The organism is Streptomyces sp. NPDC051183 (assembly GCF_040682455.1).
Lineage (GTDB): Bacteria > Actinomycetota > Actinomycetes > Streptomycetales > Streptomycetaceae > Streptomyces.
The window spans coordinates 1-24495 of record NZ_JBFBBA010000068.1 but is presented as its reverse complement, the minus strand read 5'-3'; the positions used below and the strand labels follow the sequence as shown (position 1 = coordinate 24495).

Annotated in this window: 23 protein-coding genes and 2 pseudogenes; 12 read left to right on the top strand and 13 right to left on the bottom strand. The window is 70.2% G+C overall.

From position 1 onward, the window contains the following. Window positions 1–288: 288 nt before the first annotated feature. Complete coding sequence (sigJ, locus tag AB0M99_RS35155; RefSeq protein ID WP_365927861.1) at window positions 289–1221, top strand: RNA polymerase sigma factor SigJ; 933 nt, start codon at window positions 289–291, stop codon at window positions 1219–1221. Between the two features lie 360 nt (window positions 1222–1581). Then, the gene (locus tag AB0M99_RS35150; RefSeq protein ID WP_365927859.1) at window positions 1582–3411 is read left to right on the top strand and encodes an FG-GAP-like repeat-containing protein; all 1830 of its coding nucleotides are present in this window, start codon (window positions 1582–1584) and stop codon (window positions 3409–3411) included. Between the two features lie 235 nt (window positions 3412–3646). Here the strand turns inward: AB0M99_RS35150 and AB0M99_RS35145 are convergent, their stop codons facing one another. After that, on the bottom strand, window positions 3647–4498 hold the full coding sequence (locus tag AB0M99_RS35145; RefSeq protein ID WP_365927857.1) for a LysR family transcriptional regulator: 852 nt from the start codon (window positions 4496–4498) through the stop codon (window positions 3647–3649). Between the two features lie 95 nt (window positions 4499–4593). Here AB0M99_RS35145 and AB0M99_RS35140 point away from each other — a divergent pair, with 95 nt between their 5' ends. The 3 genes from AB0M99_RS35140 (at window position 4594) to AB0M99_RS35130 (ending at window position 6565) form a co-directional block, all read left to right on the top strand. After that, window positions 4594–5325, top strand: coding sequence for an SDR family oxidoreductase (locus tag AB0M99_RS35140; RefSeq protein ID WP_365927855.1), 732 nt, complete (start codon window positions 4594–4596; stop codon window positions 5323–5325). A 221-nt stretch (window positions 5326–5546) separates the two neighbouring features. Next, window positions 5547–5801 carry a hypothetical protein gene (locus AB0M99_RS35135; RefSeq protein WP_365927853.1) on the top strand — a complete coding sequence of 85 codons (255 nt, stop codon included), beginning with the start codon at window positions 5547–5549 and terminating at the stop codon, window positions 5799–5801. A 182-nt stretch (window positions 5802–5983) separates the two neighbouring features. Next, window positions 5984–6565 carry a dihydrofolate reductase family protein gene (locus AB0M99_RS35130; protein ID WP_365927851.1) on the top strand — a complete coding sequence of 194 codons (582 nt, stop codon included), beginning with the start codon at window positions 5984–5986 and terminating at the stop codon, window positions 6563–6565. A 278-nt stretch (window positions 6566–6843) separates the two neighbouring features. Here AB0M99_RS35130 and AB0M99_RS35125 read toward each other — a convergent pair whose 3' ends face one another. The 5 genes from AB0M99_RS35125 to AB0M99_RS35105 all read right to left on the bottom strand — a co-directional run bounded on the left by AB0M99_RS35125 (window position 6844) and on the right by AB0M99_RS35105 (window position 9794). Further along, a complete protein-coding gene (locus AB0M99_RS35125; protein WP_365927849.1) occupies window positions 6844–6978 on the bottom strand; it encodes a hypothetical protein in 135 nt (44 codons plus the stop codon). 161 nt (window positions 6979–7139) lie between these two features. Then, entirely contained in the window at window positions 7140–7310 is a 171-nt protein-coding gene (locus AB0M99_RS35120) for a hypothetical protein (protein ID WP_365927847.1), read from the bottom strand. 19 nt (window positions 7311–7329) lie between these two features. Next, entirely contained in the window at window positions 7330–7827 is a 498-nt protein-coding gene (locus AB0M99_RS35115) for a hypothetical protein (protein WP_365927845.1), read from the bottom strand. 338 nt (window positions 7828–8165) lie between these two features. Further along, window positions 8166–8999: an NAD(P)H-binding protein gene (locus tag AB0M99_RS35110; RefSeq protein ID WP_365927843.1), complete on the bottom strand. Its 834-nt coding sequence runs from the start codon at window positions 8997–8999 to the stop codon at window positions 8166–8168. A 264-nt stretch (window positions 9000–9263) separates the two neighbouring features. Beyond that, window positions 9264–9794, bottom strand: coding sequence for a MarR family transcriptional regulator (locus AB0M99_RS35105; RefSeq protein ID WP_365927841.1), 531 nt, complete (start codon window positions 9792–9794; stop codon window positions 9264–9266). 97 nt (window positions 9795–9891) lie between these two features. Here AB0M99_RS35105 and AB0M99_RS35100 point away from each other — a divergent pair, with 97 nt between their 5' ends. Then, window positions 9892–11202, top strand: coding sequence for an SgcJ/EcaC family oxidoreductase (locus AB0M99_RS35100; RefSeq protein WP_365927839.1), 1311 nt, complete (start codon window positions 9892–9894; stop codon window positions 11200–11202). Window positions 11203–11609: 407 nt separating this feature from the next. Here the strand turns inward: AB0M99_RS35100 and AB0M99_RS35095 are convergent, their stop codons facing one another. Then, window positions 11610–13229 (bottom strand): alpha/beta fold hydrolase, encoded by a 1620-nt coding sequence (locus AB0M99_RS35095; RefSeq protein ID WP_365927837.1) that lies wholly within the window; start codon window positions 13227–13229, stop codon window positions 11610–11612. 577 nt (window positions 13230–13806) lie between these two features. Between AB0M99_RS35095 and AB0M99_RS35090 the strand changes: the two genes are divergently transcribed. Continuing rightward, window positions 13807–14379 (top strand): snapalysin family zinc-dependent metalloprotease, encoded by a 573-nt coding sequence (locus AB0M99_RS35090; protein WP_362053119.1) that lies wholly within the window; start codon window positions 13807–13809, stop codon window positions 14377–14379. A 753-nt stretch (window positions 14380–15132) separates the two neighbouring features. Here AB0M99_RS35090 and AB0M99_RS35085 read toward each other — a convergent pair. Next, window positions 15133–16125, bottom strand: a complete 993-nt coding sequence (locus AB0M99_RS35085; protein ID WP_365927835.1) for a phosphodiester glycosidase family protein — start codon at window positions 16123–16125, stop codon at window positions 15133–15135. Between AB0M99_RS35085 and AB0M99_RS35080 the strand changes: the two are divergent. Both AB0M99_RS35080 and AB0M99_RS35075 read left to right on the top strand, forming a co-directional pair. Further along, a pseudogene (locus tag AB0M99_RS35080) lies at window positions 16118–16487 on the top strand (DUF305 domain-containing protein); the annotation flags it as partial. The gene AB0M99_RS35085 and the pseudogene AB0M99_RS35080 sit on opposite strands and share 8 nt — an antisense overlap. 86 nt (window positions 16488–16573) lie before the next feature. After that, window positions 16574–16744: pseudogene (locus AB0M99_RS35075) on the top strand (DUF4396 domain-containing protein); the annotation flags it as partial. A 96-nt stretch (window positions 16745–16840) separates the two neighbouring features. Here the strand turns inward: AB0M99_RS35075 and AB0M99_RS35070 are convergent. The 3 genes from AB0M99_RS35070 to AB0M99_RS35060 form a co-directional block, all read right to left on the bottom strand. Beyond that, a complete protein-coding gene (locus AB0M99_RS35070; RefSeq protein ID WP_365927833.1) occupies window positions 16841–16981 on the bottom strand; it encodes a hypothetical protein in 141 nt (46 codons plus the stop codon). A gap of 74 nt (window positions 16982–17055) precedes the next feature. Next, window positions 17056–17712 (bottom strand): DUF1326 domain-containing protein, encoded by a 657-nt coding sequence (locus tag AB0M99_RS35065; protein WP_365927831.1) that lies wholly within the window; start codon window positions 17710–17712, stop codon window positions 17056–17058. Window positions 17713–17998: 286 nt separating this feature from the next. Beyond that, on the bottom strand, window positions 17999–18835 hold the full coding sequence (locus AB0M99_RS35060) for a DUF2182 domain-containing protein (RefSeq protein WP_365927828.1): 837 nt from the start codon (window positions 18833–18835) through the stop codon (window positions 17999–18001). A 744-nt stretch (window positions 18836–19579) separates the two neighbouring features. On the opposite strand from AB0M99_RS35060, the gene AB0M99_RS35055 reads away from it, so the two are divergent. Further along, a complete protein-coding gene (locus AB0M99_RS35055; RefSeq protein ID WP_365927826.1) occupies window positions 19580–19999 on the top strand; it encodes a hypothetical protein in 420 nt (139 codons plus the stop codon). A 107-nt stretch (window positions 20000–20106) separates the two neighbouring features. Next, complete coding sequence (locus AB0M99_RS35050; protein ID WP_365927823.1) at window positions 20107–20832, top strand: hypothetical protein; 726 nt, start codon at window positions 20107–20109, stop codon at window positions 20830–20832. A 183-nt stretch (window positions 20833–21015) separates the two neighbouring features. On the opposite strand, the gene AB0M99_RS35045 is transcribed toward AB0M99_RS35050, so the two are convergent. After that, the gene (locus tag AB0M99_RS35045) at window positions 21016–21723 is read right to left on the bottom strand and encodes a hypothetical protein (protein ID WP_365927821.1); all 708 of its coding nucleotides are present in this window, start codon (window positions 21721–21723) and stop codon (window positions 21016–21018) included. Window positions 21724–22072: 349 nt separating this feature from the next. Next, window positions 22073–22939: a hypothetical protein gene (locus AB0M99_RS35040; RefSeq protein WP_365927819.1), complete on the bottom strand. Its 867-nt coding sequence runs from the start codon at window positions 22937–22939 to the stop codon at window positions 22073–22075. Window positions 22940–23785: 846 nt separating this feature from the next. Between AB0M99_RS35040 and AB0M99_RS35035 the strand changes: the two genes are divergently transcribed. Beyond that, window positions 23786–24310, top strand: a complete 525-nt coding sequence (locus AB0M99_RS35035; RefSeq protein WP_365927863.1) for a peptidylprolyl isomerase — start codon at window positions 23786–23788, stop codon at window positions 24308–24310. The last annotated feature ends 185 nt before the right edge of the window (window positions 24311–24495 follow it).

The window sequence follows — 24495 nt, the reverse complement described above, 5'->3', positions numbered from 1 at the left end:
CCGAAACAAGACGCCGCATGCCTCCCTCATTCCGAGCTGGACCATGCCTGACCAGCGGAAATCAAGCGATCACGTTCGGTTGAGATACGGCTTCTAAGACAGGACACCCGGGCAGCCTGTGACAGGGGCTGATGTGACGTGCGTCTCCCCACCGGACCGCGATGGCCCGCCGCCGGCCGACCGAAACCCCTCGGATACCCTCTGGGCGTCCTGTGGATCTCGGAACGAGCAGGTGGGGCAGCCCGCTCGGACTGAGCAGCGCCGTCTGTGAGTTGGGGGAGGGATCCCATGTCGGGAGCAACGGATCTGGCGGACGCGGGCGGCTACCGCCCGCTGATGTTCTCCATCGCCTACGGGATGACCGGGTCGGTGGGCGACGCCGAGGACCTCGTCCAGGAGGCCTTCCTCGGCCTGACCCGGGCGCACCAGGCGGGCACCGTGATCTCCGCACCAAAGGCGTACCTGACCACGGCCGTGACGCGGTTGGGGATCAACCACCTGAGCTCGGCACGGGTACGGAGGGAGACCTATGTGGGGAACTGGCTGCCCGAACCGGTCGTCGTGACCAACGACCGGCCGGGACCGGTCGAGCACGCCGAACTGGCCGACTCGCTGTCCATGGCCTTCCTCGTGCTGCTGGAGGCCCTTTCCCCGGTGGAGCGTGCGGTGTTCATGCTGCGCGAGGTGTTCGGGTACGGCTACCCGGACGTGGCGAGGGCCACGGGGAAGTCCGAGGCGAACTGCCGCCAGATCTTCGCCCGTGCCAAGAAGCGCATCGCCGCGGCAGGGCCGGACGCAGACAGCGTGCCGCCTCCCGCCCAGCGGGCCGAGGGCGACGAGCTCGCTCGTAAATTCTTCGAGGCGGCCGAGGGCGGCGACCTGGACGCGCTGCTCGGCATGCTCGCGCCCGATGTCGTCTACTACGGGGACGGTGGCGGCAAGGCGCGGGCGACCAGAAATCCGGTGGCTGAGCCGCAGCGCGTTGGGCAGCTGCTCGTCGGTGGGTTCCGCCGGATCCGGAGTCTCGGTGCCGATCTCCGTCCGGCCTGGGTCAACAGCCGCCCGGGTGCCGTGACGTACGACCCCGAGGGCCGGGTGGTCAACGTGGTCGAGCTGGACATCGTCGACGGTGTGATTCGGGCGATCCACGCCGTATCCAACCCCGACAAGCTCGGCCACCTCGGCCCGGTGTCCGACATGGCACGGCTCTCGCAGGAATAGTCCACCCTCCGCCCGGCCGAAGGCCGCCACGGCAGGCGTGGTAACGATCAAACGCCAGAAGGGCGGCACCCGCGAGACTCAGGCGATCCTGATGTCCGATGCGGAGGTCGTCAACTGCCTCACCGAGCCGACGGATTGCAAGAACTGACGCAACGCCATACATGCCATGGGCCCCGGGGTGCTGCCCATCCTCTCCGTCAAGTCGTCAAGGACTGGGGCCAGGGATCCAGTCGGGTTCGGGACGATCAGCGCGGCTGCCTCGGTGCCCGGAACGGGGGCTGCCGCGGTGGTGGAACCGGCATGCGAAGATCATCTCTGTTTCGGGCCCGTACGGCCCGATCCCGAACGGAGGACCTCTTCATGCGTCTACGCGCGCTAGTGATCGCGCTGCTCGCGACGGTGCTGCTGGGTGGCGGACTCGGAGTCCCGGCCTCCGCGGACACGGTGTCGCCGAAGTCGGCCTCCGCCCTGCGCTTCCTCACCTTCAACATCTGCGGTGGCAACGACGAGGTCGGGACGCCGTGCGGCACCGCGGCCGAGCGGGACGCGGTGGCGCCACGCGTCAAGATGGTCAAGGAGCAGGTGAGCGCCTGGGATCCGGACATCCTGTTCCTCCAGGAGATCTGCGCGTCCCAGTTCGATGAGCTGGAGAAGGCGCTCGAACCCCTGGGTTACAACGGAGACTTCACCACCAACATCGAGATCGCCGACGACAACACCGGCGACCTGTGCAAGTCGAACTCCGAGGCTGCGACCGGCTTCGACAAGGAGCACGCCCGGGGCACCGCGGTGCTCTCCAAGGGCCTGAAGACGGTCCTGCCGGAGATCGACCTGACGACCGGCGACGAGAAGCCCGGGACCACTTGGCGCGCCCCGTGTCTGGAGGCTCTGCTCCAGGGGCGTGTGACGCGGGCCTGCTCCGTCCACCTCTACGCCTTCGGTACCAAGATCCAGACCGCTCAGGCCAAGAGGCTCGCCGACAAGGCGGGCGAGTGGATCGCCGCAGGCATCCCCGTCGTGCTCGGCGGTGATTTCAACCCGCAGCACTGGGCCCAGCGCCCGGACAAGTCATGGTTCGTCGACCTGACCCGAACCCCGCAAGCGGCCTCCCTGGATGCCTTCTACAGCCACTCGGGCGGCGCCGGCCAGTTCACTGAGGTGGACGAGACCGACGCCGAGCAGTTCACCCCGGAGTGCAGGAACCTCATCCCGTCGAGCGGCCGTTGCCGGTCCGGCGCCCCGACCGTGTGGAAGAGCGCGACCGTGAGCTCCAAGTACGACTACATCTTCGTGAGCAAGGACCATTTCAAGAACGTCGTCGGCGACGCGCCACTGCAACACGCGCTCTCGGATCACCGCCCCTACCGCGGCGCCGCGACCTGGTCGCACTGCAACAACGCCGCCGACGGCAAGGCCGACCTGCTGCGACGCGGCGCGGACGGCAGCCTGTACCGCCATTTCGGTGGCGCCGCGGAGACCGTGATCGAGCCGCAGTACTGCAAGGTCGGTGCGGGTTGGAACGCCGACTGGAGGGCCATGCGCCACCTCGCGCGGGCAGGTGACGTCGATGGCGACGGCACCGAGGACCTCTACGCCATCGACGACACGGGCGCCCTGCGCTTCTATCCCGGTGACAGGACCGAGACGTTCTTCCGCTGGCCCCGAGCCCTCACCGAGAGCGAATCCTGGCCCAACGTCGTCAACATGATGACCATCAGCCCCGACATGAACGGCGACGGACGGCGCGACATGGTGGTCCGGATCGAGGACGGCACGCTGACGCGCATCTCCATCCTGCCCGGCGGCAACGTGGGGGACTCCGCCGACATCCCTGCCCCCGGCGGCGAGAAGTGGTCGGACTACAACAAGATCGTGACTCCGGGAGACATCACCGGCGACGGCGTTCCAGACCTGCTGGCCCGTACCCCCGCCGGCGACCTGTACCTCTACGAAACGGGTCCCGACGACACGTTCAAGCCGCGCGTCCGGATCGGCTGGGGCTGGAACGTGTACGACGGCTTCGCCGCCCCCGGCGATGTGGACGGCGATGGTCGGCCCGATCTCCTGGCCCGCGACACCAAGGGCGTCCTGTGGTTCTACGCCGGCCTGGGATCGCTGAACGGGACCATCGCCTTCGTCGACCGGATTCGCAGCGGATCCGGCTACTCCACCGGCGAGACCCTGTTCTGACGAGCGGGCGCACGGTTTGGCGGCGGGCACCGGACCCTGCGCCTGTGGCGTGAGGACACGCGCAGCCGCGCTCAGCATGGGGAAGACACCAACCACGTGCCGGGCGCCGGCGGCAAGATGGCGGCCAGAACCCGCCTCTTGTCCATGAGCGTTGTAGTTGGCCGGTTGAGCGAATGGAGCCGATGGGTGGGTGAGCCGGGACGCGATGGGCGAACCCCGGCCAGGCATGTTGGAACTACTGGAGACGTGTCGCAGTCCGGACAAGGTCGGCGACGGCCCTGGAGCGGCTGTGCGGTGGCCAGGCGATCACGGTGGTGACTCTCGGCGCGTCCAGCACGGGCACTGCCGCGAGGTCACCAGGCAGTTGGGCTCGGCACGACTCCGGTGAGACCGCGCAGGCACGGCCGAGCGCGACGAGCTGCAACAACTGCGCGTGATCGCGGACCTGCGGGCCGGGGCCGGGCGGGTAGGTGCCGTCGGGGTCGGGCCAGCGTGGCAGGGGCAGGCCCGGCAGCCCGGTGATGTCGGCCATGTGCACATGGGCCCGGGCGGTGAGCGGATGTCCGGCCGGCAGGACCACAACCTGGCCTTCCGTGCTGAGTTCTTCGGTGTCGAACCCGGACGTCGAGTCGAACGGCCGGTGCAGTAGCGCCACGTCGGCCCGGCCCTCGCGCAGGAGTTGTTCCTGCTCGGCCGGCCCGCAGAGGATGACCTCGACCGGGACCGCCCCGGGTTCGGCGGCGTACGCGTCGAGCAGATTCGCCAGCAGTTCCCGGGACGCGCTCGCTTTCGTCACCAGGACCAGTCCGGGGCGCCCGGTCGCGGAAAGGGCAGCACGGCGAGTCCGGCGCTCAGCAGCGTCGACCGCATCGAGGGCGGTGCGGCCCTCGGCCAGCAGCACCGAACCGGCGTCGGTCAGGGTGACGGTGCGGCTGGTCCGATCCAGCAGTACTGCCCCGAGCCGGCGTTCGAGCTGCTGGATCGCCCGCGACAAAGGCGGCTGCGCCATCCCCAGCCGCTGCGCGGCGCGCCCGAAGTGCAACTCCTCAGCGACCGCGACGAAGTAGCGCAGTTCTCGGGTCTCCATACGACCACGCTACCCCGGATCAATACCCGGACGGTATCGCCGCCCACCCGATCGGTCTTGGACCCCAGCCGGAGTCCGAGGACAGCATGGTCCCCATGAGCGAACGAACGATTGCGCTGGTCACCGGCGCGAACAAGGGAATCGGCTACGAGATCGCCGCGGGTCTGGGCGCCCTCGGCTGGAGCGTCGGCGTCGGTGCACGCGATGATCAGCGCCGCACGGCCGCGGTGGAAAGACTGGGCGCGGCGGGCATCGACGCGTTCGGAGTACCACTGGACGTGACCGACGACGCGAGCGTGACGGCCGCCGCACGGCTGATCGAGCAGCAGGCGGGGCGCCTCGACGTGCTCGTCAACAACGCCGGCATCGCCGGCAGCATGCCGCAGGAGCCCACCCGGGTCGATCCCGCCACCATCCGGACGGTCGTGGAGACCAACGTGATCGGCGTCATCCGCGTCACCAACGCGATGATGCCGCTGCTGCGCCGCTCTGCTGCACCGCGGATCGTGAACATGTCCAGCAGCGTCGGCTCCCTCACCCGGCAGTCAGGAACCGCTGCCGAGCAGACGACGGGTCCGATCGCCGTGGCGTACTCGCCGTCGAAGACGTTCCTGAACGCCGTCACCCTCCAGTACGCCCGGGAGCTGAGCGGCACGAACATCCTGATCAACGCCGGCTGCCCGGGCTACGTCGCGACCGACCTCAACGGTTTCCGCGGGGTGCGCACCCCCGAACAGGGCGCGGCGATCGCCATCAAACTCGCGACCCTGCCCGACGACGGCCCGACCGGAAAGTTCTTCGACGACGCCGGCATAGTGCCCTGGTGATGCGCACGGCGGTCATCACCCACCAGGTGAGGCGGCTTCGCCCGAGTCGGGGAAAGACCGTGTGGTTGAACGACCGGGCCGGCCGGGTGGGCGCGTGTGACTCAGGGAAGCGTCTGGCAGCACGCGACACTCGCGCGCTCAGCTGGCCAACGAGAACGCCCAGCAGGGTACCCCTTGAATCATGCTCGCTTCCGCGTGCTCTGACCTGCAACGATGGCTGCATGAATGCCAATGAATCGTGGGAATCGGTGCCGACCGTCAACGTCCGCCTGTGGCGCTCCGACGCCGTTGTGCTGTTCGACTGGCTGATGAGTACCGATCTGAACGCCGTTCCGATCACGCATCCGGCGCAGAAGCAGGCGCTCGTGGACCTGCTGGGACGCTTCGAGTGGGCATGCGACGTCGACATCACAGGTTCCACCGTCGAGGAGATCGCCGCTGCCCAGGAAGAGGTGGCCAAGGACATGGGTTGGTAGGACACCGCGATCAAGGAATCGGTGGCACAGAACCTCGGCGCCGGGTGCGGCCGAGGGTATGAAGCTGGAGTCAGGGGCTGAGAGGCGGGACGCTGGATGCCCAGTCGGCGGTTCCTGCGCGAACATCCCGGCCACGCGTTGGACACGCTAATTTGAGGCACCCGAGAGCAGAGGAGAGCCCCGTGGGCAAGGTGGTCATGTACAGCTCGGTGTCGCTGGACGGCTTCGTCGCGGACGTGAACGACCTGCCCGGACCGCTGTTCGACTGGTTGTCCAGCGGTGACGTGCCGTTGGACGAGAGCGGTGAGCTGAAGGTGTCGCAGACGTCCTACGACTACACCCGGCCGTACTGGGACCAGATCGGAGTCACGATCGTCGGCCGCCACGTCTTCGACCTGACGGACGGCTGGGACGGGAAGCCGCCGGGCGGGATCGACCACGTGGTCGTCGTGTCGCACCGCCCGATGCCCGAGGGCTGGGACCCCGAGGCGCCGTTTCACTTCGTCGACGGCATCGAGGCAGCCATGGCCAAGGCGCAGGAGCTTGCGGGTGACCGCATGGTCGAGGTTGCCGCCGGCGACGTCGGAGGCCAGGTGCTTGCCGCGGGCCTGATCGACGAGGTGCGCATGGACGTCGTACCCGTCGTGTTCGGGTCCGGCAAGCGCTACTTCGGGTCGGTCGACGCGCAGTACCTGTTGGAGGATCCTGACGTGGTGATTCAGGGCAACCGGGTGCTTCACCTGCGCTATCGAGTGCGCCGCTGACCGGTCTGATCGGGTACGCGAAGATGAGGGGCAGGGTGCGCGAGGTGCTGTGCCAACGGGTCCGCTACGCCCGCACCCCCTGTCCCCACCGCCCATGGCGCCGGACGGGACGATCCCTCCAAGGACGACCTTGACTTGGGTCACGGGGGCTCCGTGCTGACCGGCGAGGCCCCGGAGTTTGCCCCGCCGGTCGAGGAGCTCAGCATCGCGGCCTTGGTCGCTGACGCCCGTGCCGAGGCCGCCCGGCGTGGCGCGTGTGAATGGGTGCGGTGGTGGCATCAGAAGTACGGGACTTCCGCGCCCGCGGCGCAGGTGCCCACGTAGACGTTGCCGTCGCCTCTCCGGTACAACAGGCATTCCTTGAGCTCGATACGACGCACGTTCCCCGCGAAGGTGTACTCGCCGATCCCCACGGCCGCCTGGTTGCCGCGGGTGTTCCAGACCCTCTACGTCGCGGGTGCCGCCGTCCGACTACACCGCGTGGATCTTGAACGCCGCGCCCTTCCCGTCGCCCGCCGTGAGGCCGCCAAGAGGGAGAGGTACCTAAGGGTGGCGAGGCTCGCGCAGTCCGTAGTCACCGGAACGAGGTCACGATGGCCTTGGTTGTCCCGGGCACGCGACACTGCGTCCCCTCCTCCAGGAACGCAAGGACCCGGCGCCGGTCGGGACCGTCCGGGTCGCCCTCCGCCAGGTACGAGTGCACGGTGTCCTGTACGACGTCCCAGAGGAACAGGTGCGGGAGCACCCCGCTCTCGCGAGTTCGGTCAGTCGTAGATCTCGAGATGCAGGATGGTGGCCCAGTCGCTGGTGACCAGCAGCAAGCTGCGCCACCATATGTAGCCCGGCGGGCCGTAGACCTCGGCGCAGGCCCGGACGGGCCCCAGATGTGCTTCGATGAGGTCGGCGATGCCATCGGCGAGTTCGCCTGCCTGCCGGATCTCAACGGGCGTGCGCAGGTTGGCGTCTGGCCACTTGTTGGCGGGCTGCATGTACCCGTCGGTCACCTCTCGGCGGAGGATGTCCCGCCAGGCTTGCGGTGACTCGAACGGGTTGATCGCCGTCCCTACCTGGTGTCCACTGGCCCCCGCGTCGTAAACGGCTTGAGCGAGGCCCTGTAGCCAGTCATGACCGGGTGCCGTCCCGGCCACTGGGACTACATGGAGCAACCCTATGGACGACACATGGTTGCAGTCGTCGAGGAGCTCCTCGAGCGGTTCAGCTGCGGCTTCCACCGCGTCTGGAGCGTCGAGCGGGTTCAGCATGAGAGTCTGGGTCCTCTGTGCGGTTCTGCGGTTCGGCCTCAGTGTGTCAGCTGAGCACGTTCATGCCGCGAGGTTTTTTTGGGCGTTCGACGAGCTGACCGCCTACCGAAGCGGGTCCCGACGCGGACCAGCGGGACGAGGTGGGACGCACCGTCCGCAAGGCTTTGCCGAGCTGCGCCTCTACTGGTCGCGCCGCCCCAGCCGCAGGCCGCCGACGAACGGCTCGTCCTGGCGGTGGATGTGAGCAACTGGCTGTGGCCGGACGCATGGTGCAGCCGTACCCGATCGTCGCCGCCTGTCGGCGTACTCCTGAACGAACGTGCTCAGGCCCAGGCCATTCAGCGGAAGGCGTTGGCGTTCTCTGATGCCCACTGCCGGAACGGGCTGGCCGGCTTCCCAGTGATCCGTGAAACCGTGTCGCGCACCATAAGCAGCTCGTCGTTCACGTCTCCGCCCGTGACGTCGAGCACCGCGTCCGCGGCCTCGGCGCCGAAGACCGCGGCCATCTGTGCGTGGGCCTGCTGGCGGCTGATTTCGGCGAAGGAAACCTCTCGGCCCAGTGCTGCCGAGATGGCCTCTACCTGCTGTCGGGCGGTCACCGGCTCGGGACCGGTCAAGGCGTACGTGCGTCCGTGGTGGCCGGGCTCGGTCAGTGCCACGCGTGCCACCGATGCGATGTCCGCGGGGTGGATGGTCGGCAGTGCGGCCGCGGCGTACGGCGCGCGGACGGTCTCGTGGCCACGGATGGAAGCGGCCCACATCAGGCTGTTCGAGGCGAACTGCGTCGGCCGCAGAATCGTCCAGGCCATGCCGCTTGCCTTGAGCAGTTGCTCCACCGCCAGGTTCTCGCGGGCGGGGCCGAGGTGTGGGTGGGTCTGGACGGTGATGGACGACACCAGGACTACGTGCTCCACGCCCGCCTGCCGGGCGGCTTCGATGATGTCGGCGTCCGAGCCCAGGCGCGACACGAGAAACAGCGAGCGCACCCCTTCCAGCGCGGGCTTCAACGACGTGGGCTCTGCGAAGTCGCCCTCCACGGCCTCGACCTCTTCGGGGAAGACGGCCCGTGCGGCATCACGGGTGAGCCCTCTCAGTGGCCGGACACCGTGTGCGTGCAGCTCCTTCAACAGGGCGCTGCCTATGTTTCCGGTGGCTCCGGTCACGAGGATCATGTGCGTGTTTCCCGTCGTCAGATGATCAAGTAGGTGACACGCTAGGACCTCAATCACACTTCAGGTCAAGACCGAGTTCCCCGGCGGCGGCGTGCCGCCCGAGAGCGGGGCGTCCGGCTCCGCGTGGCTGTCGCCTGCGCTGCCTCCGCCGAAAGCGGCCGACGACGCCGACACCCCTGCGGGCAGCCGGGCGGGCTCACGGGGTGCGAGCGGACAAGCCTTCGGCGAGACCCCGCCTGGCCCCTGGCCCTGGCACAGCCGGGTTTATCGGGGGGCGGGGTCTTCGGTGTGGTCGCCGAGGGTGAGCAGGACGCGGCGCAGCAGGGTGGTGAGTTGGTCGCGTTCGGCGGCGGTGAGCCCGGTGAGCTGGCGTTCCTCGCCGGTGAGGTGGTGCTCGACGAGGCGGTTGGTCAGCTCCTGGCCGGTGTCGGTCAGGGAGATCAGCACGCGGCGGCGGTGGGCGGGGTCGACGGCGCGTTCGACCAGGCCCTTTTCGACGAGGTGATCGATGCGGTTGGTGAGCGCTGCGGAGCTGACCATCGCGGCCGAGCTGAGCTCGCCGGCGGTGAGGACGTGCGGTGGGCCGGAACGCAGCAGGGTGGCCAGGACGTCGAACTCCCAGGGTTCGACGCCATGGGCGGCCAGGTTCTCCTTGATCCCGCGCTCGAGCAGGCGTGAGGCGCGGGACAGGCGGCCGATCAGGGCCATGGGGGAGGTGTCGAGGTCGGGGCGGACCGCGCGCCACTGTGCGGTGATGCGGTCGACGCCGTCGTGCTGCGGCTGCTGTTCCGTCATGGCCCGAGTCTAACATTTCGGCATGGAAATGTTTGACATCGCCGATCCTCCCTGCTTATAGTTTCGACATCGAAATGTTCGGCGAAGGGGGAATGTCATGAAGGTCCTGCTCACCGGCGCTACCGGCTACATCGGCTCCGCCGTCACCGACCACCTCGCTGCCGCCGGCCACCAGGTCGTCGCCCTCACCCGTAGCTCCGAGCCGCAGCCGGGCCGCGCCTGGCACGCGCAGCTGGTCGGCGACACTGCCGACCCGGATTCGCTGGCCGGTGTGGTGACCCCGGAGATCGAGGCCGTGATCCACCTCGCGCCCCCGAGCGGCGACGCCGGCATCGACACCGCTGCCATCGAGGCGCTCGCCACTCCGCTGCGTGGCACCGGCCGCCCCTTCGTCTACACCAGCGGCGTCTGGGTGCTCGGCGCCACCGGAGAGGCCCAGGAGGTCGGCGAAGAGGCCCCGACCAACCCGATCGACATCGTCGGCTACCGCCCGCAGATAGAGGAGCGGGTGCTGGCCGAGGTCTCCGAGGGCGTGCGCGCGGTCGTCGTCCGGCCCGGCATCGTGTACGGCCGCGGCGGCGGCATCCCCGCCATCCTCGTCGACCGGGCCCGCCAGCAGGGGGTGCCCGAGTACTACGGCAAGGAGGACGTGCGCTGGCCGACCGTCCATGTGGACGACTTGGCCGAGCTGTTTGTGGCCGCCGTCGAGCGGGCCGAGGCAGGCACGGTTTGGCATGGCGTTGGCGAGTCGGCCGTCCGTGTCCGTGACCTCGCCCGGGCCGCAGGCCGCGCAGCCGGAGTGCTTGCCGCTCCGCAGGTGGTGGCGGTGGAGCAGGCCGCCGAGGTCTTCGGCCCGCTCTTCGCGGACGCGCTCGCCCTCGATCAGAGCGTCAGCGGCGCCGCCGCCCGTACCGCCCTCGGTTGGCGGCCGGAGAGGGCGGGCGCGGTGGCCGAGCTGGTGTCCGGCTCGTACCGGCCGGTCGAGGTGTTCGGCGCACCCGACGGACCGGAGACCGACGCAGAGGTGACCGCGATCCGCCGTCTGGTCGCCGAAGTGGAGTACGCCCAGCAGAACGAGCTGGTCGACCGCTTCCTGAGCGTCTTCCGCCGGGAGGACCCGGTGTGGACCACCGGCCACGGCAAGCGGCTGTCGGGCTTCGAGGAGATCGCGACCTTCACCCGGAAGGTGCTGCCCGGTGCGACGGCCGAGTCCACCGCCGTCTACGACGTCGAGCGCGTGCTGTTCCTGCGACCCGAAGTCGCCGCGGTGAACGTCCGCCAGCAGCCGGTCGGCCGGGACGGTACCCGACTCACCGACCGGCCCGAGGGCCGCCCGTTCTACATCCTGGTCAAGGAGGACGGCACCTGGCGCGTCGGCGCCGCCCAGAACACCGTCGCCGTCGACTGACGGCGCAGTTTCACCGGTCGGCAACAGCTGGGGCTCTGCCCCCGGCTGTCGCCGACCTGGCCACATCCCAGGTCGCAAACGAATCAGGCGGTGCGCTGCTCAATCATCCGCGCAGTCTCACGCCAAGCCCCAGGCTCTCGAGCGGCGGCGCGTCACCCTGCCGCGGCGGTGGAGGAGGGGGAGCCACTGTACGCAGGGAGCATGCGCGCCTGGCGGAGGATCCCGCTCCGCCTGACGGGCCGTGATCCGCCGTGCGCATTTTTCTGCCCTCGGGGGATGGGCTGGCCGAGGCGAGTCCCACATCGGGGGACCGCCGTCCCGTTGCCCATTACGATTCCCCGACCTCGTCGCGGCCACGCTTGACCAGGTTCAGCCGATTGCAGCGGGGCCGGGCGGACAGGCCCTGCTCAGCGGGCTCCGGAACCCTCCGGATCCGGGGTGGGCGGCGGGTTGTGGCAGGTCACGTCCTTCGCGGGCAGCCGCCCCGTCGACAGGTACGCGTTGACGGGTATGTTGGCGCAGGCCGTGGCGTTGGAGAGATACACACCATGCCCCTCACCCCCCAGCGCCAGCACCATCCGCGACCCCTTGAGCGCCCGGTGCAGCCCATGGCCGGTGCTGAGCGGGGTCATCGGATCCCACTCGTTCTGCACCGTCAGGACATCGGCCCGGGTCTTCATGGGCGTGGCGGGCTCCAGCGGCCGCTGCCAGAAGGCGCACGGTTTGATGTTCGACGCGAAGTCCCCGTACAGGGGGTGCTGCGCCTTGTCCCGCGCCGCGTCCCGCGCGTACTGCTCCGGATCGCGGGGCCAGCTGTCCGTGTCCCCGCACACCACGGCCCAGTACACGGCGGTGACGTTGCTGGCGGGAGCGTCCGGACCTTCCGACGACCCTCCCGCGTCGGCGCCCGGGCCGGCGGCCCGGACTCCGCCGAGCGGTGACTGTGCGCCGGGCCCCTTCCTGTCGGCGCCCTTCCCGCTCGCGCCAGGATCGGTGCCGCCCGGAGCAGTGCCGCCCGGCGGCTGGGGCGCCTTGTCGGCCGATGCCTTGATGGACTTGACGACGGCCGAGGCCCCGTGGGGATCGAAGAAGAGCGACGGGTCGGCCCTGATGTCGTCACCCGTCACCTTCTCCCCGTGGTGGATGATCGGATCCTGGTCGGCCCGCGCCACCAGCGCCCAGAAGGTGGCCGAGACCGCCAGGGGCGTGGCGCCGAGCCCGTAAGTGTCCGAGCGCTCCGCCGCCCACCGTGTCCACCGCTCGAAGGCGGGCTCGGCTCCGGTGCCCCACGCCTGGATCATGCCGCGCCAAACGCGCCCCGGGTCCACGCCGCTGTCCAGGACGAAGCGGTCGGTGCGCTCCGGGAACATCTGGGAGTACACCGCGCCGAGGTACGTCCCGTACGAGTAGCCCAGGTACGAGAGCGTCCGCTCCCCTAGTGCGGCGCGGATGACGTCCATGTCGCGCGCCGTGTTGCGGGTGGTGATGTACGGAATCACATCGCCCGACTTCTCTCGGCACTTGTCGGCGATTCCGCGCGCCCAGGACACGTCCGAGGCGAAGGTCTCGGGCCGGTACGCCGCGCCGATGCCCACCTCCGGTTCGCTCAGATCACCACAGTCGATCGGGCTGCTCCCGCCGACGCCGCGCGGGTCGAAGCCGACGAGGTCGTAGCGGTCGCGGACGTCCTTGGGCATCTCGGCATTCGTCCGTATCGGCCGGTAGAGACCCGAGGCCCCGGGGCCGCCGGGGTTGAGGAGGAGTACGCCACGCCGCTTGGCGGGGTTCTCGCTCTTCATTCGGGATATGGCGAGGTTCAGAGTGCGTCCTTCGGGGCGCTGGTAGTCGAGCGGCACCTTGAGGGTGGCGCACTCGTACGCCGCCGGCCGGTCGGGGCTGCAGCGGTGCCAGGCCGGCGTCTGCCGCAGGTACGCGGGGGTCGGGGCGGCGGAGGCCGGCGTCGCCAGCCCGGGAAGGGCGGCGGCGAGGAGTCCGGTGGTGGCGAGCAGCCGAGTGAGACGTTTCATGCGCGTGGTCCCGTTCCTTCGTCGGGTGAAATCGCTTGCGCCTCGACTGTGTTGGATGAGTGGGTCAGACCGGATCCCTCCCAAGAACAGCCTTTCGTCCCCCGCACGTACCACCTGAAATCCGGACACGTGGCCGAGACTCATCCTCAAGATCCGCGTATGCGCCGGGGCTTCCGGGGCGGACCCGCCCGTTTACGCGTAGTCCTATCCCCCTTGAGGAGGACGACCGACGACAAACTTCCCGCCCCGAGACAGGTAGTGAGGACCGGCTGCTCAATACGGACGGTCGCGCGCTTTGGTCAGACCCACCCCGCAGCGCGTCCAGCTCCCGGCGTGACCTTGTCGCGACCGAGGTACGGGCCTGTGGGCGGTGCGGCTGCTGATCGGACATCGGCCGGAGTGGTTCCCGTAATTGGCTGGCAGGTGCATGACGAGTTGATGGAGTGCGGGGCTACCTTCTTAGGGCTCCGGAGAGGCGGCTGCCCGAACGCGTTGGCCACAGGCGGGCGGTGGCGGCGTCTCCAGTGCCCCGGCTCCGCCGAAGGGGCCGGGCCCCCCACGCGTGAAGGAAGACGACATGTCTCTGGGCACCTGGCTGAAAGTCGGCACCTCCGCCGCCGCGCTGGTCCTCGCGGCGGCAACCGCCGCGACCGCGGCACCCGCGCCGATACCGGACGCCACCGCAGCGGTAGTGACGCTCCGTTACGACGACAGTCGGGCCGGCGGCTGGGAAGCGGCCATCGCGGCCGGGGTCGCTTCCTGGAACGCGAACGTCAGTAACGTTCGGCTGGTCGAGGCCGCGCCCGGGGTCCGGGCCGAGATCGTCATCGTGGCCACCACCGGCTGGCCGCAGGCCACTCTCGGTCCGGTCCGTCCTGGGCGACAGGTGCGAGTCGAACTCGGCGCGCAGGCTGTGAGCCAGGGATACGACAAGACGCGCATCGCTGCGCACGAGCTGGGCCACAGCCTGGGCCTCCCGGACACCAAGCCGGGGCCGTGCTCCCAGCTGATGTCCGGGTCCAGCGCCGGGACGGCCTGCACCAACGCCGTGCCCAATGCGACCGAGCGGTCCCGCGTGCAGAATGCGTACGCGAACGGGCTCGCGGCAACTGTGCCGACCGACGGCCGGGTACTCATCGACGCCCCCTGACCGGCGGATCGGCGGATGGGCCGGCACGGCGGCCTGGCCGGGACGGGACTCCCGGAGGGCGGCCGTGCTGGTCCACTGCCCTTCATCGGGAATCGGCTTCGGGCGTGGGTACTGCTTCTCGGCGTTCATGATCGACCGAGCTTCGTTGCCGATGGGCGGTCGGCGACGGTCTGCAGGTTGCTTGAGCAGTGCGCAGTTTCAGCGACCGCCCGCATCCTCGGCCGTCATCGTTCGGTGAAACTGTGAGTAGGTGGGTGAGCGCCTGGCCGGCTGCCGCCTCCCCTTGCGGACTCCACGACCAGTAGTGGCTCGAACCGAGACGTCCGCCCCACGCGGCAATTGGCTCGAACGCGGCGCCGTTCACCGGCGTCCGCCCTCGACGTCCGGCGGGGAGACGATGACGGGCAGGTCAGGGCTCACCCCTCTACCGTGCCGGTACCCGGTCGTTCGAGCACTCCGAGGGCGGCGTCCGGGCGGCAGTGGATGCAGGCCGGCACGCCGTCGGCCAGGAGCGGCGCACCTGCTCGGCGCCGGCCGGGACGCAGCGCTTGCCGGTGTCCCAGCAGTCCCCGGTGCGGAGGTGGACCGGGAGGTGGACCGGGAGCCGGCCCGCGCCTGTCCCACGCTCGACCAGCCACGCGGCGCCTCCGCCGGCGGCCGACGGCACGCGGCCGCAGCCTCTGCCTGCGCGGCCTCGGTCGGCGCACGCTCCGCGCGCCCCCGTCCCGCCGCCTGTGCCGGCTCCCGTGCTGTCTACTGTGCCTTCGGCGTGCCCGCTACGACGACGACGGCGTTGCCGACTTTGCGTTCGATGGGCGGGGTGGGCGCGGTGTCTTCCCAGGTGTCCATGGGGCGGTTGTAAAGGGTGTTGTTGATGAAGAGGGTGGTGTCGCCTCCGGAGCCGAGGCCGATGGCGTCCTCAGCGCCGAGCCATTTCATGACGGCTGAGGCCTCGGGGATGGTGGCGCCGATGCTGCTTTGGGGGAGTCGTCCGTCGATGGTCACGAGGAGGAGTTCTCCCGCCTTGGTGACTCCGGCGAGGGTGCGGGGGTGGCGCTCGATGACGGCGTTGGTGACGACGTTGGTGTCGGGGTTGAGCATGCCGTTGGCGTCGGCATTGATCAGTATGTTGCCGTTGCGGACCAGGGTGGGCCCGCCGCCTGCCACTGCGGAGAGGCTGGAGGTGGTCACCGGGACCCCTGCGGAGTCGGTGATGCTCGTACCCGGCTTGAAGGGCTCTCCGACCTTGTGGTGGGCGAGCAGCCAGTCCGCGCCGGCTCCGATTCCCTGCAGAACGCGGCCGCCGAGAGGGATGGGTGCCCCGCCGGCGGGTTCACGCTTCTCACGGACGACCCAGTTCCCGTCCATGATGATGTCGACGCTCTTGGTCGCCTTCGTGTCCGGTGTCTTACTGCCCCACTCGGGGCGGAAGACGACGATCTCGTCGGGGTCGACGCACAGGGTGTTGCGCACGGGCCGCAGTTCGGGGACGAACACGCCCTCGGTCTTCTCGCGGAGGTCGCCGCCGATACCGCCGCAGCCGACGTTGCGCCCCGTGGCACGGTTGATGCCGTCGACCGCTCGCGTCTCGCCATCGTACGCGGTCACCTGGGTGTGCGAGGTGACCTCGGCGATGCGGACCCGGGAGTCCTTCCCTTCCAGGAGCAGGGCGCTGCGACCGTTGTTGGCCTCGCTGAGCATCGCGTCCTGCCTGCTCGGACGCGCATCAAGGAGTCGCATCAGCATGAACAAGAACCTCATCCGCCGGACCGCCCTCGTCGCCGTCGCGGGTGCCGCCTCCCTCGTGCTCGCCTGCGTGCGGGTCGAGCGATGACACCTCCGCCGGGCACAACGGTCACAACCCGTCGCCCTCCGCCTCCCCGTCCGGTCCGACCTCCCAGGGTCGGCACAACGCGGCCGACGTCGCGTTCGCCAAAGGGATGATCCCCCACCACCGTCAGGCAGTGGAGATGGCCGACCTCGCGCCGACCAGGGCCGAATCCGTCGAGGTCAAGAAGCTCGCCGACGAGATCCAGAAGGCCCAGGCACCGGAGATCAAGACCCTCTCCGGCTGGCTGACCTCCTGGGGTGAGCAGGTTCCCGCCGAGATCACCAGGATGAACGGCCTGCTCGGCAAGAGCTGACCCATCCGGGCCGGGGGCCTTCGGGGCCGTACGGCCGGGGCAGCGGCCAGGACGGCGTCATCGCCCTGGCGCCCGGTGCGATGGACGCCCACCTGTCGGAGGCGCCGTTCTGGACGGCACTGCTGGGCGGCTTCGCCGTGGCCTTCGTGATCACGACGCCGGTCAACAAGTGGATGATCGGCCGCGCCAAGCGCCACACCGTCGTCCACGCCTACCACTGACCGCAGCCCCACAGCACGAACGAGGCCGGCCGCATCGCGAAGGTGCAGCCGGCCACGTTCGCGTGGAGGGTGCCGAACTCGGCCCGGCTGAACGGTTCAGCGCGACGGAGAGTTCTGCTCGCGCCGGCGGCGGGGTCCGTAGCGCGTCCCTCCACGCGGCTTGAACACCGACAGGGTGACCGCCGTGGGCAGCACCAGCAGGGCCGCGGCTGCGGCCGCGATCAGCTGGATGCGCATGGCAATCACTCGGCCACCAGGCCGGTCAGCAGGCAGACGACGCCCAACGGGACGATCACGTACCAGCCGGCTCTTCAGTCAGGGCCGCTCCAGTCGAAGGGGAAGTACTTGCTCGACTTCCCGGTGCGTTCCCAGGAGAAGCCGAACGCGTCGGCGCGGTCGACGGTGGCCCGCCCCCACGTGGCGATCTGGCCCGGCCCTACCTCGGAGCCCGGGGAGTTGAGGACCTGGACGCGTGCGCCGTCCGGGGTGGTCGGGCCGGTGAGCGCCTCGGCGGCCGCCGTGACCCGGCCCGGGATCTCGGCTCGCCACGTGGAGAGATCCTCGTCGATCTCCACGTGGATCGGGACGACGTCCATGCCCCGCATCTCGGGGTGGAACATCGCCCCGAACTCCGCCGGCCATCCGCCCGCCTCACCGCCGAAGACGGTCCCGAGTGCTGCCCGCTGCCGATCGTCGGCGCGCTCGTCCAGGAAGACCGCGGCGTACGGCTCGGTATGCGTGCCGGCCCACGGGTTGCCCTCGAAGGACCCGAGCATCAGGACATTGAGATCGTCGAGCCGTACGTCCCCGAAGTTGCCTTCCCGGATGTGCCAGACCAAGACGCCTTCGCAGTCGCCGTAGGTCGGGGGCTGCGCGAACGTGCACGGGCAGGGAATCGCGCACTTGCATACGTCGAACCAGTCGCCGGCCAGATGCCAGCGTGTGCCGGTGGTGGCCTGCTGTGTCATATCGCTTCCTCCAGCCGGGCTCCGAGGAGCTCACTCGGAGTGGCGAGACCGCCGTGTCCCGAAGCCCGTTTCAGGGATCGGAGGACGGCCTCCCTTCCAGCTTGCACCTCATGTCCCGGGCGGGAAACCCCCGACGTCTACGGTGGGCGACTGCGCCGGGCCCCCTACACGAGCGACCGGGCGCCGGGTGCGGCGCCTCAAGCCGGTCCGGCTTGTCGGCACACCCCAGGGCTCCTCCACCCGGCGTACCGCTGTCAGAAGGACTTGACCGTGTGTGCACAGAGGATCACACGCCGTCCATGGACGACATCGAGCCCTCCAGCCCCGGCAGCATCCAGTCCTGGAACGGTGCGAGCACCGCCAGGACGAGGAAGGCGACGCCCACGACACGGCTGAGGAGGACGCCCCGGGACCACAGCTTCTCCACGAAGATCACCAAGGCCAGTCCGGCCATCGCCGCCACGTTCATCACGCCGAGTGGTACGAAGACGACCATCAGTCCGGCACAGCAGCCGACGCAGTACGCGCCGTGGTGGACGCCCACCCGCAGGTCGCGCGCCGGTCGCCTGAAGCCGGCGTAACGCACCAGATGACTCAACGGGTCGCGGCAGTGCCGCAGGCATACGGTCTTGAGGGGACCGAGCTGGTACAGGCCGGCCAGCAGGAAGGCGACCGCACCGATCCAACGTCCGGCGGTGGGATGTTCGTCCACCAGGCCGCCGGTGAAGGCCAGAGCCGCGTAGGCGAGCAGCCCGAAGACGGTCCATACCAGCAGGTATCCGCCCACGAACTCGACGGTGCGGGCGGTCCGGGTCCAGCCGGAGGACTGGCGGCCGATCCCGCGTACCCAGGTGATGGCCACCGGTGCCATGGACGGCAGCATCATGGCTGCCATCATCGTCACCCAGAGCAGCAGGAACAGGGGCAGCGCGATGCCCATGGTGCCGGGCTCGACGCCCATGTCCCGGGCCTGACCGATCGTCAGTACCCAGGCGGGCACCGCGATCAGGACGACGAGGACCCAGGCGGCCGCGAGATCCCGCGTGGACTGCAACCCCCCGCCGGCTCCGGTCGGGGCGGTCGACCGCGCGGGTACCAAGACGGAAATCCGACTGCGACGCATCGGCGTGCCTTCCTGCGGCTGCTTCCAGAACAGCACACGTCCCCCCGCGATGCGACCGGGTCCGGTGCGGCAGCGGTCCTCGCGGACAGCCGGATCAGCGAACGCGCAGGTCAGAGCGCTGAGGTAGGCGCCTCACTCCTCGCCGTCCTGCCGGGGCGACCGGACCGGAGGTTTGCCTGGGTCGGCGCCGTCGATCTCCTTGCGCAGCCGCAACAGGAGGGTGACGCAGATCAGGGCAGCTGCCGCCGTCGCGATGGCCCCGACGTGGTCCAGCGGCCCAGGGACGGCCGCAGCGCGCCGAGCGCGCGGGCCTCGCCGATCCGGGCGTTCGGTGCCTGCACCGTCTACCGGCACCCGCGGCACCCGCGGCACCCTGGACCGCTGGGCCCGCCACTACCGTGCGGGCGGTTTCCCCGCGTTGATGCCGCCCAGGCCATGCCGACGGGGGAGGGGAACCCTGGAGGCCGGATCCGCTGTACAGCACCCGCCGAGCACGTACGGCCGGCGCGCGAGGCAGCTGCAGATCCCGCCGGCCACGGCGACATGGACGGCCCGTGCCCCTACGCCCTGACCGCAGTGGCCGCCCTCACCTCGCAGGATGCCATGGCCCGCCTGGTCGCCGTCACCCTCGACGGGCTGCGCCCGCTTCCCTGAACCCGCTTCGCGTGATCAACAACGGGGGTCACTGGACAGCGCCTTCCGGCTGCCGGATAGGGTCACGGCGTGATGAGGGCCCGCCCTGCATTGAGCACCAAGCGGACCTGCCGGCAGGCGGGCCCGCTGCGGGTGCTCTGGCTGGCCGCGCTGCTGTTCGCATTCCTGTACACCCACGCTGCCGGAGCCGACAGCGCCTCCGCGCACGTCACCGGCGGCGCCGTCACGGTTCCCCATCTGGCGCCCGCCGATACCAGCGACGCACATGACCACGATGCCCAGCAGCACGACCGCCGCGACGACGACGGCGGAGGCGGCGGTCACTCGCACCCGGCGGAGGCGTGCGCCTCCGGCCACCCGCAGCAGGGCTGCGACCTCCCGCACCCGACCGCCACCACCCTGCGGGCTCCCTTCTCCGCCGCGACAGCGCCGCAGCGCTGGACCCAGATCCGGCCCGGCGGCCTTCCTTCCTTGCACAGTTCCCTCAGTTCAGTGGTGCAGCAGGTATAGATCCGGGCCCTTTGCCTCGATCTGCCCTGACTCTCATCGCGGACCCGGACGGCTGCTACTGCGGTACGCCGGGTGATGAGCCGCGTACGCACTCAAGGAACTCACCCATGACATCCGCCCAGCTCCTCGACGCCCACACCCCGCCGACCCCGCCCGGCACGCCCGCTGCCGGACGAGCCGCCCGCCGCAAGGCCCGGTCCTCCCGCAAGCGGTCGCTGGCCGCCCGCTACCTCGGCTATGTCGGCTACTTCGTCGGCGCGGGCCTCATCAGCGGCGCCGTCGTCCACCACCCCCTCGACCCCGACCGCTACACCCGCATCGCCGTCTACGGCGCACTCGTCTTCCTCGCCGCGACCGTCCTCAACGAGTTCCTCCTCACCCGCGAGCGGCCCGGCCTGCCTCGCATGCTCGTCGTGATCGGCTCCTCGCTGCTCCTGTCCTTCGGCATCGGCATGCTCTCCGGCGGCCTCCAGCACTTCGACGACTTCCCCGCCCGCGGCGCCGTCCTCGTCCCCGCCGGCGTCGTCGTCTCCTTCGCCGCCTACGTCATCAAGGATGCCGACACCCCTACCAGCCGTATCTTCAGCGTTCTGGGCCTGACCGTTCTCGCCGTCGCGGCCCTCACCTTCTTCGGCCTGCGTGAAGTCGCGGCCTCCATGGAAGCCACGCCCGGCGGTGGTCACAGTCACGGCACCGGCGAAGAACCCGCCGCAGACGACCACACCCCGGCCGCCACTTCCTCCCCAGCCACCACACCCGCACCGGGTGCCTCCGGCCAGCCCAACCCCGCCTCCACGCCCCCGGCCCACAACGACGGACACGCCGGCCACTGACCGGCCTGAGCCTTCCGCCGAAGGGCTGTCCGTATCCGGTTCCCCGCTGGCCACCGGCGGGGAACCGGGAGCGGTGGCACCAGTGGGAGGGCGTGCGCTTCCCGGAGACTTGGACCTGCGACACCACCTAGAAGCACTACTGGGCGGTCTCTTTATGATCATGCCGGCCCGGGGCAAGGCGCCTCAGCCGCACTCGGACACCGTGCAGAGGTCGACTCCCGCGATGCCGGGCAGCCGGGCGATCTCGATCTTCAGGTCCTCGCGCTCCGGCCGGGAGAGCCCATCGGGGAAGCGGACGACGAGGTAGGCGCCCTCGTCGGACTCCGAACCCGACACGGACGTCGCACCGAGCCGCTTGAGGCGGACCGTTGTGTCCTGGTCCCTGAAGAGGTCTTGGAGCGATCCGTGAGTGGTCTCGGCCCGGTAGGTGTGGGGCTCGGCCCAAGCGGGGGCCAGGTAGAGCTGCCACGCGAAGACGGCGCAGCCGACGACAACCGCCGCTGCCACCGTGGCCCCGACAGCGCCTGTCACCTTGGCGGCGACCGGACGTCGGCGCGGGTCCGCGAACGCCGCACACAGAAGCAGCAGCGCCGACGGCCAGAACAGGAACATCCCCGCCAGGGCGCCCAGGACCCCCCACCCGAAGAGTAGAAGCCCTGTGGTCACACACGCGCCGACGAAGCCCTTCGGCGCACGCAGGAACAGCAGCGGAACCGCCGCGCCGAGCCACGTCAGGACGAACAGCCCGCCGACGATCTGCTGGAGCCCCCACACCACGACGGGCAGTGAGACGACCGCACTGGCCACGGCCAGACCTTGCTGCAACCCGTGGACGGGCGCCGCGGCGTCCTTCCGGTCCGGCTCCTGCTCCCGCTCCTGTACGTCGTCCATGATCTCGCCCCATCGTTTTGAACGCATTCAACTGAACGCGTTCAATCTAGTGGATGCACCGGCCGATGGGAAGCTCCCGAAGCGGCGCAGCTCTACGCGCAACCATGTCCCGACGCAAGGGACTTCAGGGCCGAGCTGGTCGGCTGGGCCGAAGACCATCCCTTTCCCTCCCGGATCACGAGGCGCTCCCGCTCCAGCCGCCGGAGCCGGTGCTGCATGCTGCTGGAGAGGGCCCGCGCGACCTTGGTGCAGACCTCCCGTACGCAGAGTCCGGTGGCGTGCCGCGCAGTCCGCCGCGCTTATCGGGCGCTGCTACGAAACCGGTACCCTGCACCCCACGGACGACGGTTCAGGAACCGTAGGTGATGGACACCTGCGCCGATCCGGTTGCGGGGCCGGAAGTACCGCCCGCCGGGACGAGGTTCGACCCGCCACCGCCGCCGCCGGGCCCGGCGGTGTTAGCGGTGACCAGGAAGCAGCCTCCGCCTCCGCCTCCACCGTGCCAGCCGCCGCCACCACCGCCCCCGCCGAATCCGCCACCGCCCGTGCCGCCGGTACCGGGCGTGCCGTTGGTGCCGGCCATGAAGCCCTCGGGGCAGGCGGCTCCGCCCTTGCCGCCGAGGGTCCGGGTTCCGCCGCCACCTCCGCCGCCGCTGTCCGGTCGCTTGCCGCCGGGCTTCCCGGTGTCGCCCGCGTCTCCGCCGGTGGCCTCGCGGACGGGACCGGTGAAGGTGGAGCCGCCTCCGCCGCCCCCGCCGCCGGCGGCGACGATGAGGCGGGGGTCGGTGCCGGGAACGCCGGTCAGGGCACAGCTCGCGCGCGCCGAGCTGCAGGTGCGGACGTCACTGGCACCGCCGCCGCTGCCGCCGGGGCGCTGACCGGTGACGGCTCCGCCGCCCGTGTCGACGTTGACGTAGTAGGTGGTGCCGGGCACCACGGTGAGGGTGCCGGTGACGGTGGCGCCGGTCCCGCCCGCTCCGCCCTCGATGGCGGACCGTCCCGGCTCGCCTGTGGCGGTGACGGTCAGTCGGGTGACGCCGGCCGGGACGACGAACCGCTGGTTGGCGCCGGCGGTGAAGGTCTTGGTCACGGGCGCCGCTGCGGCCGGCGCCGCGGGCACCACCAAGGCCGCCGGCAGCGCCGCGGCGGCGAGCAGGAGCGCGGCCCGTCGGGCCGTGCGCCGAGGGCGTTCGGATCGCCGTGGGGTCAAAGTCACGATGGGGACTCCTGGACGGGGCCGTGGCACCCACCCCCGGGGCGCGCGCGGACGTAGGTCGATGGCCCGGCCCCTGCGCGGGACCGTCCGCCGCGGACCGTCCGGGCCGCAGCGGTCAGGCGTCACGCTCTCCCTCAGTCTCCCCGTTTCCCGGTCCGCCCGCCTCCCGGCGCTCCGGTCCGTCCCGGCGTCCCGGATCCGGCAAGGACGGAGCGAGGACGCTCCGAGGGCGCCCCTCTCTACGTTGATCAAGTCCTCGGCTCGGCGCCCATGGGTATTCGACCGGCAGAGGTCGGCGGATCTCGGCCTGACAGAGAGGACAGCGATGGGTGGGACGCTCGCGGAGAAGGTCTGGGACGATCACCTCGTCCGGGGCGCGGAGGGGGAGCCGAACCTTCTGTACGTCGATCCGCACCTGCTGCACGAGGTGACCGGCCCGCAGGCCCAGTCGCGCCCCCGGGGCGCCCGTTGGTGCGGCTTACGCCTACACGCCAGTGACTCCGTCGAGCAGGGACGTCAGCTGGAGGGCGAGGACCTCGGGGTCGGCCGCGCCGGCCTCCTGCCGTCAACCATTCCCGCGGACCGAACCCACGCCCTAGACTGCGACCGCTCCAGGACCTGGCGTTCATCGGAAGGGCGTGCGAGATGAAACGAGCACTGTTCAGCGCATTCGCGGCCGTGGCGTTAGTCGTGTCCGGGGGGAGTGTGGCCACAGCTTCCGACGGCGCTCCGCCGCGCACCACGCACGGCCCGTGCCGGTACACACAGACCCCGGACGAGCCGCCGGCACGCTCTGTTCCACTGCCGCCGGACCCGCGGCGCACCCCCAGTCGTGGCACGGTGGATATGGCTGTTCCGACCAGCCAGGGCCCGCTCCCGCTGCACTTGGACCGGGCCAAGGCGCCGTGCACGGTCCAGAGTTTCCTGCACCTGGCCCGGCATGGGTTCTACGACCGTACGGTGTGCCACCGTCTGACGGCGTATCCGACGCTGAAGGTCCTGCAGTGTGGCGACCCGACCGGTACCGGTGAGGGCGGGCCCGGGTACAAGTACAAGGACGAGCTGCCGGTGGACCTGCCGCCGGCACCAACCGACCCGACCGGCGCGCGCCGTCTCTATGGGCGCGGCCTGCTGGCGATGGCCAACGCCGGGCCGGACACGAACGGTTCACAGTTCTTCGTCGTTTTCGGCGACTCTGCGCTGCGACCGAACTACACGGTGTTCGGCACGGTCGGCGCCGACGGCCTGACGACACTCGACAAGGTCGCCGCCGGAGGTATCGAGCCGACCGCGGAGGACCCGGCGCCGGTCGACGGCACCCCTGTGCTGCGCACTGAGCTGCTCCGTGTCCGGCCGTCCTGCCGGCATTGACGCACCACGGCGTGGCCGCGTCCTCGATGGGCGTGCCCGGCGTTCGGTTCAGGCACGGATTCCGTGAAGTGGATCGTGCTGCCGTGCGCATCCAGCTCCGCGTCGCTGGCCGTGTCGGCGTCCACGAACGCTTCTTCCTCAAACACCGCATCGATCGGTGCGGTCTGCGCGTTGACAGCCTGAGC